This window comes from Variovorax durovernensis, assembly GCF_977011995.1.
Genome location: NZ_CDRNCW010000001.1, coordinates 1,856,062 through 1,873,652 on the forward strand (window position 1 = coordinate 1,856,062; position 17,591 = coordinate 1,873,652).

The 17,591-nt window shown below is 66.2% G+C and carries 14 protein-coding genes and 5 tRNA genes; 17 read left to right on the top strand and 2 right to left on the bottom strand.

Going from position 1 to position 17,591, the window contains the following annotated elements; all coding sequences use genetic code 11:
• Positions 1-5 precede the first annotated feature (5 nt).
• The 6 genes from ACWV14_RS08765 to ACWV14_RS08790 all read left to right on the top strand — a co-directional run bounded on the left by ACWV14_RS08765 (position 6) and on the right by ACWV14_RS08790 (position 9,448).
• A complete protein-coding gene (locus ACWV14_RS08765) occupies positions 6-953 on the top strand; it encodes a ribokinase (protein WP_454907305.1) in 948 nt (315 codons plus the stop codon).
• A 26-nt stretch (positions 954-979) separates the two neighbouring features.
• Positions 980-2,032 carry an ABC transporter permease gene (locus ACWV14_RS08770; protein ID WP_454907304.1) on the top strand — a complete coding sequence of 351 codons (1,053 nt, stop codon included), beginning with the start codon at positions 980-982 and terminating at the stop codon, positions 2,030-2,032.
• Between the two features lie 13 nt (positions 2,033-2,045).
• Entirely contained in the window at positions 2,046-3,050 is a 1,005-nt protein-coding gene (locus tag ACWV14_RS08775; protein ID WP_454907303.1) for a substrate-binding domain-containing protein, read from the top strand.
• 11 nt (positions 3,051-3,061) lie between these two features.
• Positions 3,062-4,639 (top strand): sugar ABC transporter ATP-binding protein, encoded by a 1,578-nt coding sequence (locus ACWV14_RS08780; RefSeq protein ID WP_454907302.1) that lies wholly within the window; start codon positions 3,062-3,064, stop codon positions 4,637-4,639.
• Complete coding sequence (locus tag ACWV14_RS08785) at positions 4,636-5,688, top strand: ABC transporter permease (RefSeq protein WP_454907301.1); 1,053 nt, start codon at positions 4,636-4,638, stop codon at positions 5,686-5,688. Before ACWV14_RS08780 ends, ACWV14_RS08785 begins: the two co-directional genes overlap by 4 nt.
• Before the next feature lie 151 nt (positions 5,689-5,839).
• Complete coding sequence (locus ACWV14_RS08790; protein WP_454907300.1) at positions 5,840-9,448, top strand: indolepyruvate ferredoxin oxidoreductase family protein; 3,609 nt, start codon at positions 5,840-5,842, stop codon at positions 9,446-9,448.
• Positions 9,449-9,458: 10 nt separating this feature from the next.
• On the opposite strand, the gene ACWV14_RS08795 is transcribed toward ACWV14_RS08790, so the two are convergent.
• Positions 9,459-10,412 carry a phosphate acetyltransferase gene (locus ACWV14_RS08795; RefSeq protein ID WP_454907299.1) on the bottom strand — a complete coding sequence of 318 codons (954 nt, stop codon included), beginning with the start codon at positions 10,410-10,412 and terminating at the stop codon, positions 9,459-9,461.
• 135 nt (positions 10,413-10,547) lie between these two features.
• Between ACWV14_RS08795 and ACWV14_RS08800 the strand changes: the two genes are divergently transcribed.
• The 6 genes from ACWV14_RS08800 to ACWV14_RS08825 all read left to right on the top strand — a co-directional run bounded on the left by ACWV14_RS08800 (position 10,548) and on the right by ACWV14_RS08825 (position 11,425).
• Positions 10,548-10,757 carry a hypothetical protein gene (locus ACWV14_RS08800; protein ID WP_422085580.1) on the top strand — a complete coding sequence of 70 codons (210 nt, stop codon included), beginning with the start codon at positions 10,548-10,550 and terminating at the stop codon, positions 10,755-10,757.
• Positions 10,758-10,966: 209 nt separating this feature from the next.
• Positions 10,967-11,043: transfer RNA gene (locus ACWV14_RS08805), tRNA-Leu, on the top strand.
• Between the two features lie 20 nt (positions 11,044-11,063).
• Positions 11,064-11,141 (top strand) — tRNA-Pro (locus ACWV14_RS08810).
• 24 nt (positions 11,142-11,165) lie between these two features.
• A tRNA-Trp gene (locus ACWV14_RS08815) sits at positions 11,166-11,241 on the top strand.
• 8 nt (positions 11,242-11,249) lie between these two features.
• Positions 11,250-11,325: transfer RNA gene (locus ACWV14_RS08820), tRNA-Gln, on the top strand.
• Positions 11,326-11,351: 26 nt separating this feature from the next.
• Positions 11,352-11,425, top strand: a tRNA-Cys gene (locus ACWV14_RS08825).
• Positions 11,426-11,439: 14 nt separating this feature from the next.
• Here the strand turns inward: ACWV14_RS08825 and ACWV14_RS08830 are convergent.
• Positions 11,440-11,661 (bottom strand): hypothetical protein, encoded by a 222-nt coding sequence (locus tag ACWV14_RS08830; protein ID WP_454907298.1) that lies wholly within the window; start codon positions 11,659-11,661, stop codon positions 11,440-11,442.
• Positions 11,662-11,850: 189 nt separating this feature from the next.
• On the opposite strand from ACWV14_RS08830, the gene ACWV14_RS08835 reads away from it, so the two are divergent.
• From ACWV14_RS08835 to ACWV14_RS08855, 5 genes are all read left to right on the top strand, one after another.
• Complete coding sequence (locus ACWV14_RS08835) at positions 11,851-12,555, top strand: SIR2 family NAD-dependent protein deacylase (protein ID WP_454907297.1); 705 nt, start codon at positions 11,851-11,853, stop codon at positions 12,553-12,555.
• A gap of 400 nt (positions 12,556-12,955) precedes the next feature.
• On the top strand, positions 12,956-13,438 hold the full coding sequence (locus ACWV14_RS08840; protein WP_081271256.1) for an Hcp family type VI secretion system effector: 483 nt from the start codon (positions 12,956-12,958) through the stop codon (positions 13,436-13,438).
• A 41-nt stretch (positions 13,439-13,479) separates the two neighbouring features.
• Positions 13,480-16,653 (top strand): type VI secretion system Vgr family protein, encoded by a 3,174-nt coding sequence (locus ACWV14_RS08845; RefSeq protein ID WP_454907296.1) that lies wholly within the window; start codon positions 13,480-13,482, stop codon positions 16,651-16,653.
• A 4-nt stretch (positions 16,654-16,657) separates the two neighbouring features.
• Positions 16,658-17,101 carry a hypothetical protein gene (locus ACWV14_RS08850; RefSeq protein WP_454907295.1) on the top strand — a complete coding sequence of 148 codons (444 nt, stop codon included), beginning with the start codon at positions 16,658-16,660 and terminating at the stop codon, positions 17,099-17,101.
• A gap of 24 nt (positions 17,102-17,125) precedes the next feature.
• A complete protein-coding gene (locus tag ACWV14_RS08855; RefSeq protein WP_454907294.1) occupies positions 17,126-17,569 on the top strand; it encodes a DcrB-related protein in 444 nt (147 codons plus the stop codon).
• The last annotated feature ends 22 nt before the right edge of the window (positions 17,570-17,591 follow it).

Consider the following 17,591-nt stretch of genomic DNA (forward strand, 5'->3'; position numbering starts at 1 on the left):
TAGCGATGAACGCCTTTTCCTCGCAGCAGCACGGCGTGGCAGTGCTCGGCATCTTCGTGGCGGACCTCGCCTTCCGCGCGGCCGACCTTCCGGGCGTCGGCCAGACCATCGCCGGCTCCGGCTTTGCCATGGGCCCCGGCGGCAAGGGCTCGAACCAGTCGGTGGCGGCGGCGCGCGCAGGCGCGCAGGTGACCTTCATCTCCAAGCTCGGACAGGACTCCTTCGGCGCCAACGCGCTCGCACTGTGGGAGCAGGAAGGCATCACGCCGCGCGTGCCGCAGGTGACGACGCAGCCGACCGGCGCGGCTTTCATCTACGTGCACGAGGTCACGGGCGCCAACGCCATCATCGTGGTGCCCGGCGCGGCGGCGCTCATCGATACCGACGACGTGGATGCCGCCGCCGATGCCATCCGCGGCGCGCGCGTGTTCGTCACGCAACTCGAGCAGCCCGCCGGCGCCGCGCAGCGCGGCCTGGAACTCGCGCGTGCGGCAGGCACGGTAACGGTGTTCAACCCCGCGCCCGCTCTGCCCTTCGACGATGCCGTGTACCCGCTGTGCGACTACATCACGCCGAACGAGCATGAAGCCGCCGCGCTCAGCGGCATTGCCGTCGAGACCATCGAGGACGCGCGCCGGGCGGGCGACTTCTTTCTTGCCAAGGGGGTGGGCTGCGCGCTCATCACGCTCGGAGACAAGGGCGCGCTGCTGCACAGCGCGAACCAGTCGGTGCACCTGCCCGTGTTCCATGCCGGCGCGGTGAAGGAAACGGCCGGCGCGGGCGATGCCTTCAACGGCGGCTTCGCGGCCGCGCTGGCCGAAGGCGCGTCGCCGCTGGAGGCCGCGCGTTTCGGCTCCGCCGTGGCGGCCATTTCGGTCACGCGCGCGGGCACCGCGCCGTCGATGCCCACGCGCGCCGAGGTCGATGCGCTGCTGGGCCGGGCGGCAGCCTGAACCGCGAACCGCAAAAGGAGTCTTTCGTGAAATTCAGGTTCTCGGACCGCGAGCTCAACTTCCTGGTCGGCATCAACGTCGCGATCCTCGTGGTCGCCACCGTGCTTTCAAAGGGCGACTTCCTCGACGTCTACAACTTCCAGTCGATGGGCGGCCAACTGCCCGAACTCGGCCTGCTCGCCATGGGCGTTGCGCTGTCGATGATCTCCGGCAACGGCGGCATCGACCTCTCCGGCGTGGCGCTGGCCAACCTCTCGGGCGTGGTGGCTGCCACGCTGGCACCGATGCTGGTGCAGCCCGATGCCTCGCCGTGGCTCTACACCAGCGCCTTCGCGGCCATTGCGATAGCGGTGGGGCTTGCGGGCGGGCTGCTCAACGGTGTGCTGATCGCGCGCGTCGGCCTCACGCCCATTCTCTGCACGCTGGGCACGCAACTGGTCTACACCGGCCTGGCGGTGGTGCTTACCGGGGGCTCCAGCCTGCGCGTGGGCAATGCGGAGCCGCTCTCGGCCATCGGCAACGAGACGGTGCTGGGCGTGCCGATTCCGTTCGCGATCTTCGTGGTGATGCTGCTGGCCATCGGCTGGCTGCTCAAGCAGAGCCCGTTCGGCATCCGGCTCTTCCTGCTGGGCACCAATGCCAAGGCGGCGCGCTACGCGGGCATTCCGCAAGGCCGCATGCTGATTGCCACGTATGCGCTGTGCGGCGTGCTGGCGGCGGTGGCGGGCGTGATCATCGCGGCCCGCACGGCCAGCGTGAAGTCGGACTACGGCAATTCCTACCTTCTGATTGCCATCCTCATCACGGTGATGGCGGGCGTGCGGCCGCAGGGCGGCTACGGGCGCATGGTGTGCCTGTTCTTCTCGGCCGTGGCGCTGCAGCTGCTGTCGAGCACCTTCAACCTGCTGGGCATTTCCAACTTCTTCCGCGATTGCGCCTGGGGCCTGCTGCTGCTGTTCTTCCTGGCATCGGCACGCTTGAGCCTGAGCGACCTGCGCAGCTTCATTTCCGTTTCGCGCACCAGCGCACCGCCGCATCAGCCCCCTCCTGGCGCGACGCAGAGAACCACCGAGGGCTAGGAGACAAACGAACATGCTGAAGAAAACCAAGATCGCCTGCTCCGTGCTGGCACTGGGCACCGTGGCTTTCGCGTCGGCGCTTCATGCGCAGGGCAAGCCGCAGGACATCGTCACCGTGGTGAAGATCACCGGCATCAGCTGGTTCAACCGCATGGAAGTGGGCGTGAAGGAGTTCGGCGCGAGCACGCCGGGCGTCGCCACGCGCCAGATCGGCCCGGCCCAGTCGGACGCCGCGCAACAGCAGCGCCTGGTGGAAGACCTGGTGGCCAAGAAGGTCGACGCCATCGCGGTCGTGTCGATGGACCCGCCCACGCTGGAGCCGGTGCTCAAGCGCGCGATGGAGCGCGGCATCAAGGTCGTCACGCACGAGGCCGACAACCAGAAGAACACCATGGTCGACATCGAGGCCTTCGACAACACGGCCTACGGCGCGCGCATCAACGAGCGCCTGGCCGCCTGCATGGGCCAGCAGGGCAAGTGGACTTCGCTGGTCGGCTCGCTGGGCAGCCAGTCGCAGGTGCAGTGGGCCGACGGCGGCGCGGCGAACGCGAAGAAGTACCCCAAGATGCAGCTGGTCGACGCCAAGAACGAATCGCTCAACGACGCGGAGAAGGCCTACGGCAAGGCCAAAGAAATGCTGCGCAAGTATCCGGACCTGAAGGGCTTCCAGGGCTCGTCCTCGCTGGACGTGCTGGGCATCGGCCGCGCGGTGGAAGAGGCCGGCCTGCAGGGCAAGGTCTGCGTGTTCGGCACCGGCCTGCCCAGCGAAGCGGCCAAGTTCCTGGAGTCGGGCGCGGTCGGCGGCATCGCCTTCTGGGATCCGAAGGACGCCGGCCTCGTCATGAACAAGGCGGCCAAGATGCTGCTCGACGGCAAGACCATCACCGAGGGCACCGACATGGGCGTGCCGGGCTACAACAAGGTTTCGGTGAAGAAGGGGCCGGGCGTCGGCATCGTCGTCACGGGCCAGGCCTGGGTCGAGGTCGACAAGCAGAACTACAAGAAGTACGCCTTCTGAGCCTGCGAGCCATGACCCTTGCAGCGCCCTCTACCCACGCCCCGGCCGCGCCGGCGGGGCGCCGCGTCTTTCTCGAGGTGCAGGACGTGCACAAGCGCTTCGCGGGCGTGCACGCGCTGCGCGGCATCGACCTGACGATCGAGGCCGGCGAGATCTACCACCTGCTCGGCGAAAACGGCTGCGGCAAGAGCACGCTGATCAAGATCATCTCGGGCGCGCAGCCCCCGAGCCAGGGCCGCATCGTGATCGATGGCAGGCCGTACGAATCGCTGTCGCCGCTGCAGGCGCTCGCGCTGGGCATCGAGACGGTCTACCAGGACCTGTCGCTGCTGCCGAACATGACCGTGGCCGAGAACGTCGCGCTCAGCGAGCAGCTTGTCGCCACCGGCGGCAGGCTGGCGCGGCGCTTCGACCGCAAGGCGCTGGCGGCCACGGCCGCACGTGCGCTGCAGGCGGTGAAGCTGCCGACCGATGCGGCGTTCCTTGCGCGGCGCGTGGACGAAATGCCCATTGCCACGCGGCAACTCGTGGCCATCGCGCGTGCAGTGGCCACGCGCGCGCGCATGGTCATCATGGACGAACCCACCACCTCGCTCACGCAGAAAGAAGTGGACAACCTCGTCCACGTGGTGGAGGCGCTGCGGGAGCAGGGCGTGGCCGTGCTGTTCGTGAGCCACAAGCTCGACGAGTGCATCGCCATGGGCGGCCAGGCCATCGTTTTCCGCGACGGCACGAAGGTGGCGCAGGGCCCGATCCGTGACTTCACCAAGGCCGAACTCGCACACTGGATGACCGGCAAGCACCTCGACGGCGAGCGCTACCGCCACGGCTCGCACGGCGGCGAAGAGCTGCTGAAGGTGGAATCGCTGGGCCGCGGCAAGCAGTTCAGCGACGTGAGCTTCACGCTGCGCAAGGGAGAGATCCTCGGCGTGACCGGGCTGCTCGACTCCGGCCGCAACGAGCTGGCGCTGGCGCTGGCAGGCGTTCAGGCCGCCGACCGCGGGCGCGTTCTGCTCGACGAACGGGAGATCGCGCTGAAGACGCCCACCGACGGCATCCGCCAGGGCATCGGCTACGTGCCCGAAGACCGCCTGAGCGAGGGCCTGTTCCTCGACAAGCCGATTCGCGACAACATCGTCACCGCAGTGCTCGACCGCCTGCGGGGGCGCTTCGGCGCGCTCGACGCGCGGCAGTGCCAGGCGCTGGCTGAGCGCACCGTGGCCGATCTGCAGATCGCCACGCCCGACGTGGACCGGCCGGTGCAGTCGCTGTCGGGCGGCAACCAGCAGCGCGTGCTCATCGGGCGCTGGCTGGCCATCGGGCCGCGCGTGCTGATCCTGCACGGCCCCACCGTTGGCGTGGACGTGGGCTCCAAGGACACCATCTACCGCATCGTGCAGCGGCTGGCCGAGCAGGGGCTGGGCGTGATCCTGGTGAGCGACGACCTGCAGGAGCTGCTGCAGAACTGCGACCGCATCCTGCTGATGCGCAAGGGCCGCATCGCCAACGACTTCGACGCGCCGGGGCTCGCCGAGAGCGATCTCTATCACGCGCTGGTTTCAGACACACCTTCCCCCGCATTCTCATGACGGCTTCCACCATGCAAGCGCATTCCGCGCCGGCCACGCCGGAATCGGCCCCGCCCCCGCCAGAGGCGCGGGTCTCTCTGCGCGGCTGGCTCGCGCAGCGCCCCTCGGTCTTCACGCTGGCGTTGATCGTGCTGGCGAGCCTGGCGGTCGGCGCCATCAACCCGAGCTTCTTCCAGCTGCCCGTGCTGTTCGACATCGTGCGCGCCTGCACGGTGCTGGGTCTGTTCGCGCTGGGCGTGCTGATCGTGCTGGCGGCCGGCGGCATCGACGTGTCGTTCGCGGCCATTGCCGCGCTCACCATGTACAGCATCACCAAGCTGGTGCTGAACTACTTTCCGGAAGCGCCCATCGCGCTGCTGCTGATCGCCGGTGCCGCGAGCGGCGCGCTGCTGGGGGTGCTCAACGGGCTGCTGGTGCACTGGCTCAAGGCGCCTTCGCTGATCGTGACCATCGGCACGCAGTACCTGTACCGGGGCATTCTGCTGACCTTCGTGGGCACCGTGTTCTTCATGAACGTGCCGGCGCCCATGGACGCCTTCGGCAAGCTGGCGCTCTGGCGCTTCGACACGCCGCAGGGCCTGCACGCGGTGCTGCCCGCGACCGTGCTGGTGCTCGCCTTCGCGGCGGTGCTGACATGGTGGCTGCTGAACCGCACGCTGATCGGGCGCGCGGTGTACGCCATCGGCGGCAGCCTCCCGATCGCGGAGCGGCTTGGCTACAACCTGCGCACAGTGCATGTCTTCGTGTTCGCGTACGCGGGCTTCCTGTCGGGGCTGGCGGGCATCGTGCACGTGTCGAGCACGCGGCTGGCGAACCCGTTCGACCTGGTGGGCAACGAGCTGGACGTGATCGCCGCCGTGATCCTGGGCGGCGCGCGCATCACCGGCGGCAGCGGCACGGTGGGCGGCACGCTGCTGGGCGTGGTGCTGGTCACGCTGATCAACAACGTGCTCATCATGGCCGGCGTGCCCAGCACCTGGCAGAAGGTGATCATCGGGGCGTTCATCCTGGTGGCGGGCGGCTTCTTTGCGATGCGCAAGCAGGACTGAGCTTGAAGCGTCGGACTTTCTCGGGATTTGGACAATCGAAGAACAAGAAAAGATTTTTGTGCTTTTTTGAAGTGGTTTCTTCTCCAAACAAGGGTCTTCGCTAGTGCATTGAAGAAGCACTTCCCCGGAGCGCGGCAGAACAATTCCGGGCATGAACGCCCCACACAACGCGACCGCGCTCAGGCGGCCCGGCTACCAGCTTTCCGACAACCTCTGGGCCCCCTCGGGCTCGGTCTTCATCACCGGCACCCAGGCGCTGATCCGCGTGCTGGTGATGCAGGGCTGGCGCGACGCGGCGCGCGGCCTGCATACCCAGGGCTTCGTCAGCGGCTACCGCGGCTCGCCGCTGGGCATGGTCGACCAGGCCATCTGGAAGGCGGGCGAGCGCTTCAAGCAGACCGGCATCCGCTTCGTGCCTGCCGTGAACGAAGAGCTTGCGGCCACGCAGGTGCTGGGCACGCAGCGTGTCGAGTCAGACCCCGAGCGCACCGTCGATGGCGTGTTCGCCATGTGGTACGGCAAGGGCCCTGGCGTGGACCGCGCGGGCGATGCGCTCAAGCACGGCAATGCGTATGGCTCGTCGCCGCACGGCGGCGTGCTGGTGGTGGCGGGCGATGACCACGGCTGCGTGTCGTCGTCGATGCCGCACCAGAGCGACCATGCCTTCATGGCCTGGCGCATGCCGGTCATGCAGCCCTCCTGCGTGGCCGAGTATCTGGAGTTCGGCCTGTACGGCTATGAGCTGTCGCGCTATTCGGGCGCGTGGGTCGGCATGGCGGCGCTGTCGGAAGTGGTCGAGAGCGCGGGCACGGTGGACCTGGACGTGGTCAACGCGCGCGTCGAGGCCTGGGAAGACGCCGACACCGTGCGTGCCGCCACCGGCCACAGCGCGCCGGCGGACGGCCTGCACTACCGCTGGCCCGACCTGCCGTCGCTGCGCATCGAATCGCGGCTCGAAGACAAGCTCGCGGCCGTGGCCGCCTTCACCAGGCGCAACAGCATCGACCGCGACGTGATCGTGAGCGAGCACGCCAAGGTGGGCATCGTCACCTGCGGCAAGGCGCACCATGACCTGATGGAAGTGCTGCGCCGGCTCGAACTCTCGCCGGAGCAACTGGCCCGCGCCGGCGTGCGGCTCTACAAGATCGGCCTGAGCTTTCCCATCGAGCAGACGCGCATCAAGGCCTTTGCGAAGGGGCTCGAGGAAATTCTCATCGTCGAGGAGAAGGGCGCCGTCGTCGAGACGCAGTTGCGCGACATCTTCTACAACGCACCGCCCGATGCGCGCCCCGTGCTCGTGGGCAAGCACGACCGCGACGGCCAGCCGCTGGTGTCGGCGCTCGGCGAGCTGCGGCCGTCGAGGCTCATCGAGCTGGTCGCGCACTGGCTGGCGGTGCACTTTCCCGACAACCACGACCTGGGCGACCACCTGCAGCATGTGCGCGACTTCACGCCGCCCGAACTGCTGGGCAACGCGAGCGATGCAGTGAAGCGCGTGCCGTATTTCTGCGCCGGCTGCCCGCACAACACCAGCACCAAGGTGCCCGAAGGCTCCACCGCGCGCGCGGGCATCGGCTGCCATTTCATGGCCAACTGGATGGACCGCAGCACGGCGGGGCTGATCCAGATGGGCGGGGAGGGCGTCGACTGGATCTCGCACGCCATGTTCACCAGGACGCCGCACGTGTTCCAGAACCTGGGCGACGGCACCTACTACCACTCGGGCTACCTCGCCATCCGGCAGGCCGTGGCGGCCAAGGCCACGCTCACCTACAAGATCCTGTTCAACGATGCGGTCGCGATGACGGGTGGCCAGCCCGTGGATGGCGTCATCAGCGTGGATGCCATCGCGCGGCAGGTGGAATCGGAAGGCGTGAGCAAGGTGGTGGTGGTGAGCGATGCGATCGGCAAGTACGACGACATCAAAGGGCGCTTTCCGCAAGGCACCGAGTTCCACGACCGCGCCGCGCTCGACGACGTGCAGCGCCGCCTGCGCGAGATGCAGGGCGTGACGGTGCTCATCTACGAACAGACCTGCGCCGCCGAGAAACGCCGCCGCCGCAAGAAGGGCGAGCTCGCCGATCCGCCCGAGCGCCTGTTCATCAACGAGGCGGTGTGCGAAGGCTGCGGCGACTGCACCGTGCAGAGCAACTGCGTGGCGGTGCTGCCGCAAGAAACCCCGATGGGCCGCAAGCGCAAGATCGACCAGACCAGCTGCAACAAGGACTACTCCTGCGCCAAGGGCTTCTGCCCCAGCTTTGTTGGCGTTACGGGCGGCAAGCTGCGCCGCAAGAGCGGTGCACTGGCGGCGGGACGCGATGCGTTCCTGCATCGCGTGGGTGCCTTGCCGCATCCGGCCGCGCACGCATGGAGTGCGCCCTACGACCTGCTTGTGACTGGCGTGGGCGGCACCGGCGTGGTGACGGTCGGCGCGGTCATTGCTATGGCCGCGCACCTGGAAGGCAAGGCCGCCAGCGTGCTCGACTTCATGGGCTTCGCGCAGAAGGGCGGCTCGGTGCTGAGCTTCGTGCGGCTGGCCGATTCGCGCGAGCGGCTGCACCAGGTGCGCATCGACACGCAACAGGCCGATGCCATCCTGGCCTGCGACGTGGTGGTGGGCGCATCGGCCGATGCGCTGCAGACCGTGCGGCACGGTCGCACGCGGGTGCTCGCGAACATCCACGAGATTCCGGTGGCCGAGTCGCTGCGCAACCCGGATGCGGATCTGCACGTGGACCTGCTGCTGGAGAAGATGCGCTTCGTGGCGGGCGAAGAGCAGGTCGAGACCTTCGATGCGCAGAGCCTGGCGGAAGAGTTCCTCGGCGACACGCTGGCGGCGAACATCGTGGCGACCGGCTACGCATGGCAGCGCGGGCTGGTGCCGCTGAGCCTGGAGGCGCTGATGCATGCGATCGAGCTCAACGGCGTGGCAGTGGCCGCGAATCAATCGGCGTTTTCGCTGGGGCGGCTGGCGGCCGGAGACCCTGCGGCGCTCGACCAACTGCGCGCCGCGCCTGCAGATGCGCAGTCATCGCAGGCCGATGAGCACCCGCTCGACATGCTGATCGCCGATGCGCGCCGCCATTTAACCGGCTACCAGAACGCCGCATGGGCGGATCGCTTCGAAACGCGCATCCGCAGCCTGCAGGCACGCGAGGCCGCATTGCAGGGTGGTGATGCAAGCCTGCCCTTCACGCGAAATGCCGCGCGCAGCCTGCTGAAGCTCATGAGCTACAAGGACGAGTACGAGGTGGCGCGGCTCTACACCGACGGTGCGTTTCTCAAGAAGCTCTCGGAGCAGTTCGAAGGCGAGCTGAAGCTCGAATTCCACATGGCGCCGCCGGTGGTGGCACGCGGCGCGCACGGGCGAGCGCCCGCCAAGATCCGCATCGGCAGCTGGATGCTGCCCGCGATGCGATGGCTCGCGCACGGCAAGCGGCTGCGCGGCACCGCGTTCGACCCCTTCGGCCGTACAGGCGAGCGGCGTGCCGAGCGTGAGTTGATCGCGCATTTCGACGGGCTGTTCGATGCGATGTCATCGGAGCTGTCAGCCGACAACCAGGCGCTGGCCGCGCGCATTGCCGCGCTGCCGATGTCGATTCGCGGCTTCGGGCACGTCAAGCTCGCGAACCTCGAAGCCGCACAAGTGCGTGAGGCGGAGTTGCTGCATCGCTTTGCGCCGGCGCGCTATGCGAAGCCGGCGTCCGCATCGGGCGCGGGCCAGATCCGCGGCATTGCGATCGTGGCCGGCGCGCGCTGACTGTCGTCGTTCAGCCGACCGCCTTGATGAGCTTGTCGCGGCCTGCCTTGGCAAGCATGGAGGCGACCGCGCAGGAGGCGAGCCGGGCAGATTCGGAATCGGCCCGGCTCGTGAGGATCACCGGCACCTTGGTGCCCAGCACGATGCCGGCCGCATAGGCACCGCCGAGAAAAGTCAGGCTCTTCGCGAGCATGTTGCCGGCATCGAGGTCGGGCACGATCAGCACATTGGCGCGGCCCGCCACCGGCGAGTTGATGCCCTTGATGCGCGCGGCCTCGGCATCGATGGCGTTGTCCATGGCCAGCGGGCCGTCGAGCACCGCGCCGCTGATCTGGCCTCGGTCGGCCATCTTGCACAGCACGGCCGCATCGAGCGTCGACGGCACCTTCGCGTTGACCGTCTCCGTGGCGGACAGTATCGCCACGCGCACCGCGGGCATATGCAGTGCGTGCGCAAGATCGATCGCGTTCTGCACGATGTCGACTTTCTCTTCGAGCGTGGGCGCGATGTTGATGGCCGCGTCCGAAATGATCAGCGGCTGCACATGGCCCGGCACGTCCATCACGAAGCAATGGCTGATGCGGCGCGAGGTGCGCAGGCCGCCTTCGCGGCGCACCACCGCGCCCATCAGTTCGTCGGTGTGCAGGCTGCCCTTCATCAATGCATCGACCTCGCCGCGCAAGGCCATCGCGACCGCTGCATCGGCCGCGGCATGGCTGTGCGGCGCATCGACGATCGTGGTGTTCGAGAGATCGATGCCGACCTCTTGCGCCGCCGCTTCTATCTTTGCGCGCGGACCAACCAGCGTGGGCGCGATGAGGCCCAGGGCGGCTGACGAGAAGGCTGCTTCGAGCGACACGGCATTGGCCGGATGAACCACCGCGACGCGCAACGGCGGCAGGCCGCGTGCGGCGGAGATCAGGCGGTCGTAGTGCGGATGTGCAGCGAGAGACGAAGACGCCATGTGGGCTCCTGTAGATGAAGGGGAAGGAATGCGTTGCCGCAACGGTACTTGAAAATTTTTTTGCTCAAGGTTGTTGACGATTGTGTAAAGACTATTTACAGTCCAAACCCACTCGACACCAACAGGACACCCATCGTGAAAGCCGCACAGATCCGCATCTACAGCACTTGCCCCGCATCAGGGAACGTGTTCGTGCGTGTCGCGTCGCGTGCTGGCCTCGGCTTTGGCCTGCTGCCGTCGCAGCAGCAACTCGAGCAGTCCCTGTATCCGATGCAGAACCCGCAGGCCAATCTGTGGCCGTGCGATTGCGAGGATCAGATGCAACCGGGTGGAGGAAGCGCGTAGGCGCAGACCTCCCAAGCTCTCTCGAAAAGAGGCCCGGACACCGCAAGGTTCCGGGCCTCATTGTTTTTCTTTTCACTCATTTCTCAAGCAGCGATCGTGCTGCATGACACCGGGCTTCGGCCGCCGTGAATGCTCATTAAAAAATTCGCAAGCACCGAAGCGAGACCGGCCACTGGAACGGATCGTCGCCTCACATCATTTTTCATTCAGCCCTGGTGACGCAATTGGTAGACGTGTCCGCCTTAGAAGCGGAATTCTGGGAGTTCGAGTCTCCCCTGGGGCACCAATTTTCTTTCTCTGATTTTTCTGGGTGTACTGTCAATCTGGTAGACGGCCTGCCTTGGAAGCAGGAGGCTGCAGGTTCAAATCCTGCCACCCAGACCATCTCTTTTTTCTTCACTTTTCCACGCGTGTGTAGCTCAACTGGCAGAGCACTGGACTCCAAACCCAACGGTTGAAGGTTCGAATCCTTCCGCGCGCGCCATCCCTTACCGGCCCTTCGCCTAGTGGTCCAAGGCACCGGGTTTTGATCCCGGCATCCAAGGTTCGAATCCTTGAGGGTCTGCCAGTTTTTCTGCAACAGCTGTCTTGTTCGGCGCGATAGCAAAGCGGCAATGCAGCGGATTGCAAATCCGCACAGTCCGGTTCGACTCCGGATCGCGCCTCCATTCCCGCAACGTTCTCAATCCAGTCGATGAATGAATAGACTGCCTACTTGAGCAGCGCGGCGATGTCCTTCCTGTCGCTGCTGCCCGCCGATGTCCTTGGCCGCCGGCGCCAGCTTCTTGTATTCGGCGGCACTTGGCTTCTTGATGGGTTCTGCCGCCGGCGTCGTGCCGGCCGCCAGGCTCAACAAGGCGGCGGCAATGGGTGGCAGCGTGCGTTGAAGATAGAGGCGTTTCATGGATCCGGTCCTCCTCGCAATTGATAGGGTTCCACCGCGCATTGCATCGCAGGAATGGATGAATGGCGGTCGCTGGAACGGCGCGAATATAGCGAAGCGGACAGCTTCGAATTGCACTGAAAAAGTTGTCCTCGGCCGGTTTGCGTGCTGCACTTGCGTCTTTCTGATCCAAACCAGCGAAAGAGAAAAATGAGATCCGATATCCGGCCCGAAAAAATCGTTGTCCTCTCCGGCTCCGGCGTGAGCGCAGAAAGCGGCCTGCCGACATTCCGGGACGCCAAGGGCTTGTGGAACACCTATGCCTGGCAGGAACTGGCCAGCCCCGAAGGCTGGCAGAAGCACCCCGAGGCGGTGCTCGCCTTCTACAACGAGCGCCGGCAAAAGGCATGGCAGGCACAACCTAACGCAGCGCACATCGCCATCGCATCGCTCGAGCAGGCGTATGAAGTGGTCATCGTCACGCAGAACGTCGATGCGCTCCACGAGCGCGCGGGTTCGCGCAACGTGGTGCACCTGCACGGCCAGCTTGCGTATGTGCGCGGCTCTTCCGGTGCACAGCCGAAGCGCTACCGTGTCGACGGCGATCCGATCGCGTTGGGGCAGCGCTGCGAAGACGGTACGCAACTGCGGCCCGACATCGTGTGGTTTGGCGAATCCGTCGAGAACTTCGAGGCAGCAGAGGCACATGTGGAAAGCGCGGCGCGCGTGCTGGTAGTGGGCACGTCTCTCACCGTGAACCCTGCCGCATCGCTGGTGCGCTATGCGGACCGCTCGGCGCAGAAGGTGCTGGTCGCGCTGGACATGGAGGCCGTGCCGCATGGCTTCACTTTCCTGCAGGGCAAGGCTACGGATGTAGTGCCTGCACTGGTGAGCGATTGGCTTTCGGGTCGATGAGAGAGCATTTTTTTCGTCTCTTGCCTGGTGGACGACCACCCCGCGCAGTGCCTGTAGTTCTTTCTGCGCATGCCGTTTGGCACTGGCCGGGCGCGGGGGCCTCGCTTAAGGTGTGAGCCTTGCAAATGCGATGCGGTGCGGACGACTGCACCTCGAAAACCATTTGGCTCATTGCATCTTTGCGACACTGTTTCGATTTGATCGCATGGGCAGTGGGCACGAATGGATTCGAAGGCGCGATGTAATGCGAAAGCGTTGTGCCTGACAGATGAGCCGATCCCGCTGTGTCACCAGCGCCGGCGCCATCGGGTTGTGATTCGCTGCCGTCCTGCTGCAAGGGCAGGGCGGCTGGTTCCACGGTGCCCTGCATGGGCACGCAATTTCTGAGGGAGTTGATCTCATGGCAGTAGACATGTTCATGCGCGTCGAGGGCGCGAACGGCGAATCGAAAGATTCGAACCACAAGGAGTGGAGCGACATCAAGTCGTTTGCGTGGGGCGCAACGCAGCCAGGAAACATGGTCAGCGGCGGCGGCGGCGGGGTTGGCAAGGCCAGCTTCAACGACCTGCAGGTGCTCGCGCGCATCGACAAGGCAGCACCGTCGGTGCTGAAGAACTGCGCGAGTGGCAAGCACCTGAGCAAGGTCGAGGTGTCGGTGTGCAAGGCCGGTGGCTCGCAGATCGAATACACGCGCATCACGCTCGAAGAGGTGCTGGTCACCTCGGTGCAGTACACCGCCGAGCAGGGCTCCGACGCGGTGTTCGTGCAGTACGCCTTCCAGGCCGCGAAGGTGAAGCAGCAGTACTGGGAGCAGACCGACAAGGGCGGCAAGGGCGCCGAGACGGTGCTGGGCTGGAACATCAAGGAAAACAAGGAAGCATGAGTTCCCATTTCCGGGTGCGTTGACCAGGGAGCTTTCCACGAATGACCCGCAGCTTCATCGCCCACAGCGCGTTGGGCGAGCGCCTGAAGTTCCGCTCGATGGCGGGACAGGAGCGCATTTCCGCATTGTTCGAGCATCGCGTGCGGCTCATCAGCGACATGCCCAACATCCAGCCCAAGCGCATGCTTGGCGAGGACATGAGCATCGAGGTGAACCTTGCCACCGAGCTCGGCGGCGCCGGCAAGCGCTTCCTGAGCGGGCAGGTCACGTGCTTTGCCTATGTGGGCAAGGACGATGGCGACATGTGCGTGTACGAGGCCACGCTGCGCCCGTGGCTGTGGTACGCCACGCGGCGCTCCGACTTCAAGATCTTCCAGTTCAAGACGGCGCCGCAGATATTGCAGGAGGTGCTCGCGCCCTACGGCTTCGCCATCGACGCGCGCCTGAGCGGCAACTACCGTACCTGGGACTACTGCGTGCAGTACTCGGAGAGCGACTTCAACTTCGTCAGCCGGCTGATGGAGCAGGAGGGCATCTACTACTTCTTCTCGCACGTGCAGGGCAGTCATCAGCTGGTGCTGTGCGACGGCCCTGATTCGCACACACCGCTGCCCAACGGCCCGGTGAAGGTGCCGTATCACGCCGGCGTGCTGGCGGCGCAGATCCTCGAGCAGGACTTCATCGACAGCTGGAGCCATGCGGAAGACATTGCTTCGGGCAACTTCGCTGCCGACGACTACGACTTCAAGAAGCCCAACGCCGAGATCGACACCGTGCGCCAGCAGCCGGCCGGCCACAGTCGCGACAACTTCGAGATCTACGACTGGCCCGGCGGCTACACCGAGCTTGGCGACGGCGAGAACTACGCGCGCCTGCGGCTGGAGCAGCTCGCCGGCCGGCGCGAACTGGTGAGCGCTGAGGGCAACCTGCGCCATATGGCACCGGGCTACCTGTTCGAGCTGGCGCGCCACCCGAACGCCGAAGACAACCGCCGCTATCTGATAGAGGCCGTGAGCTACGACTTCCAGGAGAACGCGCTGCGCGTGGTCGGTGCGGCGGACGCGGCCTACAGCGAATCGACCAGCAGCACCAGCTACCGCCAGACCTTCGATGTGCTGCCCGACAGCGCTCCCTACCGCCCCGAGCGCGTCACGCCCAGGCCGCGCACCACCGGGCCGCAGACCGCGGTGGTGGTCGGCCCCGCGGGCGAAGAGATCCACACCGACGAGTACGGCCGCATCAAGGTGCAGTTCCACTGGGACCGCTATGGCCGGCGCGACGAGAACTCGTCGTGCTGGATCCGTGTGTCGCAGACCTGGGCTGGCAGCAACTACGGCGCCATGTACATACCGCGCATCGGGCAGGAGGTGATCGTCGACTTTCTCAACGGCGACCCCGACTACCCCATCGTCACCGGCTGCGTCTACAACGCCGCACAGATGCCGCCGTGGGAGCTGCCGCGCCACAAGACCCAGACCGGCTTCCAGACCCACTGGAGCAAGGGCGGCGGCGGCAAGCACATGTTGCGCTTCGAGGACAGCCGCGGCACCGAGCACATCGAGCTGTCGACCGACCACGGCAACACCCACCTGCACATGGGCTACCTGATGAACCAGGGCTCAGGCGTGCAGCGCAGCTACGGCTTCGAGCTGCGCACCAACGAATGGGGTTCCATCCGCGCGGACAAGGGCCTGCTGCTGACGACCTACACGCAGGACTATGCGCAGCGCGTCTCGCGCGACAACCCAGACGGCCACGAGCACATGGGCGCCACGCTGGCGCAGAGCAACGCGTTGATGCAGGCGTCGGGCCAGGCCATAGCGGCCACCAAGGCACTGGTGGGCGCGATGGCGCAGGGCAAGAACCAGACGCTGATGGGGCTGGTGCAGGGCGTGCAAGCCGCGGGCGGCGTTTCGCAGGCGGTGGCGGCGCTGGCCACCGGCGGCACGCCGGAAGCGGGCGTTTCCGACAACCCCGACCCGGCCATGGCCGACGCGCAGCAGATGCTCGACCTCTCGCGCAAGATCGACAAGCCCGTGGTGTCCATCGTCAGCCCCGAGGGGCAGACCATGATCAGCCCCAAGCCCATCGTGCTGAGCTCGGGGCAGAGCGTGTCGATGCGCGCTACCTCGGCCATGACGCTGACCACCGGCGCGCAGCTCACGCAGCTCGTCACCGGCGGCATGCTCACGCAGGTGAGCGAGGGCGGGCAGGTCAACGTGGTGTCGGGCGGCGACATCGTCTCGCACGCCAGTGCGGGCGCCGTCAACCTGGTGTCGAAGACCGACGCCTCCATCACTTCCACCGACAGCAATGCCAACATCACCGGCCGCAAGTCGGTCGTGATCCAGGCGGCCGACCAGGACGTGTTCGTCACCGGCAAGACCAGCATCTCGCTGATCTGCGGCAAGTCGTCCATCGTGCTGCTGGCCGACGGCACGGTGAACATCAACGGCGTGAAGGGCCTCGTCAACTTCACGGGCGAGCTCGACCAGCGCGGCAGCAAGATCTTCTTGAACTGCGATGCGCCCATCGGCAGCCAGAGCGACGAAGCCGTGGTGGAAGACGGCGTGCCCGTGGCGCCCGCGGCCGCTGACACGTCGGCAGCGGCCTCCGAGCATGCCGTGCCCGCGGCCGCGCCGCGGGGCTATGTCACCACCGGCCTCGGCAAAGGCGTCGACGCCATCGCGGCGAGGTCGCCCACGTTGCAGAGGCAGATCAAGTTCCTGCAGGGCGAGAAATGGAGCATCAGCTACGGCGCTGCGGGTGGGGGCTCGTATGCCAACACCAGCCCGGGTGTCAGGAAGATCGTGATCGACGGCGACTCCGCGGGCGACCCGTACAAGACTGCCGCCTCGCTGTCGCACGAGGTCGGGCACGCGGTCTATTCATACCGTTTCAAGCCCAACATGTCCTCCAAGACCGCGTTCGTCAAGAGCATGCTCAGCTCCGAGGGCGAGGCCGCGCTCAACCAGATCCAGGTGCAGCGTGAAGTGTGGCGCGCGGCCAAGGTCGACATCCTCCAGGGCGCGAATCCCGCGAATGTGGAAGCCTTCAACAATGCCTACAACGGCATGGTGAAGGGTGGCACCAGGGAGGCCGCCAGGGCCGCGGCCGGCAAGTACTACGGCACGCTCACCACATCGACCACCGGCGAGCAGTACACGCAGTACTACGGCAACTCCTACGACAAGAAATATGCCGGCAAGCACTGAACCCATGAATCAACAAGCCACGGCCATGACGCTCTGGCAGGTCATCGATGCGCTGGCGGCGCAGCTGCCGTTCTCCACGCAGAAGGTCGGACGCACGCTGTCGACCACCCTGAGCGACACGCATGCCGCGGGCGGCGGCGTGTTCCAGTTCTTCGAAGGTACGCCGGTGCGCCTTGCGGATGGCACCGAGCTTGCGCGCATCGACCTGCGCATCAAGCGAGAAGACGCGAGCCAGGGCTTTCTGGTGCTGGAGCTGAAGGGGCGCTGCGTTCCGATGGCCGAAGTGCGCCAGCACTACGCCGCGCTGGAACTTACCGACGTGCCGCGCGGGCGTTCGCTCGATGAATCGACGAGCTACACGGTCACGCTCGGCTGGGGTCGTTTGTCGTTCGGCTTCACCGAGCGCAACCCCGACTGCCTGGCGTTCGCGGCCTTCGACCCCGCATAGAACACCCCGCAAGAAAGCAGCCTGATGAAGTACCACATCCAGGAAGGCCGTTTCGACGTGCCCGACGACGGGCGCATCGACCGCTCGATGAACGTGCTGGCCATGCCCGACGGCTCGGGCACCACGCTCATCGTGAGCCGCGACGCGCTGCGCGAGGAGGAGAACCTGGCGCAGTTCGTCGCGCGGCAGATGAACGACCTGACGCGCCAGGTGAGCCAGCTGAAGGAGGTGTCGCGCACCGACATTGCCGTGGGCCCGGCCATCGCAAGCCTGCGAGCCATCGAGCTTGCCACGCAGTTCAGGCAGAACGGGCAGGCGTTGTACCAGCGCCAGGCCGTGTTCCTGCTGCCGCAGGACCCTGTGGGCAAGGCCGTGCTCATTCTCACGGCCAGCAGCCCCGTGCCCTTCGATGCCGATGCGCTTGCGCTGTGGCAGCGCACGCTCGAGAGTTTTCAGCCCAGGGCCTGACACCTTGATGGCCACGACGACC

Bases quoted from the DNA above. Each gene is read 5' to 3' on its own strand.
- ACWV14_RS08765 (WP_454907305.1), top strand. From the start codon at position 6: ATGAACGCCTTTTCCTCGCAGCAGCACGGCGTGGCAGTGCTCGGCATC.
- ACWV14_RS08775 (WP_454907303.1), top strand. From the start codon at position 2,046: ATGCTGAAGAAAACCAAGATCGCCTGCTCCGTGCTGGCACTGGGCACC.
- ACWV14_RS08780 (WP_454907302.1), top strand. From the start codon at position 3,062: ATGACCCTTGCAGCGCCCTCTACCCACGCCCCGGCCGCGCCGGCGGGG.
- ACWV14_RS08785 (WP_454907301.1), top strand. From the start codon at position 4,636: ATGACGGCTTCCACCATGCAAGCGCATTCCGCGCCGGCCACGCCGGAA.
- ACWV14_RS08790 (WP_454907300.1), top strand. From the start codon at position 5,840: ATGAACGCCCCACACAACGCGACCGCGCTCAGGCGGCCCGGCTACCAG.
- ACWV14_RS08795 (WP_454907299.1), bottom strand. From the start codon at position 10,412: ATGGCGTCTTCGTCTCTCGCTGCACATCCGCACTACGACCGCCTGATC.
- ACWV14_RS08830 (WP_454907298.1), bottom strand. From the start codon at position 11,661: ATGAAACGCCTCTATCTTCAACGCACGCTGCCACCCATTGCCGCCGCC.
- ACWV14_RS08835 (WP_454907297.1), top strand. From the start codon at position 11,851: ATGAGATCCGATATCCGGCCCGAAAAAATCGTTGTCCTCTCCGGCTCC.
- ACWV14_RS08840 (WP_081271256.1), top strand. From the start codon at position 12,956: ATGGCAGTAGACATGTTCATGCGCGTCGAGGGCGCGAACGGCGAATCG.
- ACWV14_RS08845 (WP_454907296.1), top strand. From the start codon at position 13,480: ATGACCCGCAGCTTCATCGCCCACAGCGCGTTGGGCGAGCGCCTGAAG.
- ACWV14_RS08850 (WP_454907295.1), top strand. From the start codon at position 16,658: ATGAATCAACAAGCCACGGCCATGACGCTCTGGCAGGTCATCGATGCG.
- ACWV14_RS08855 (WP_454907294.1), top strand. From the start codon at position 17,126: ATGAAGTACCACATCCAGGAAGGCCGTTTCGACGTGCCCGACGACGGG.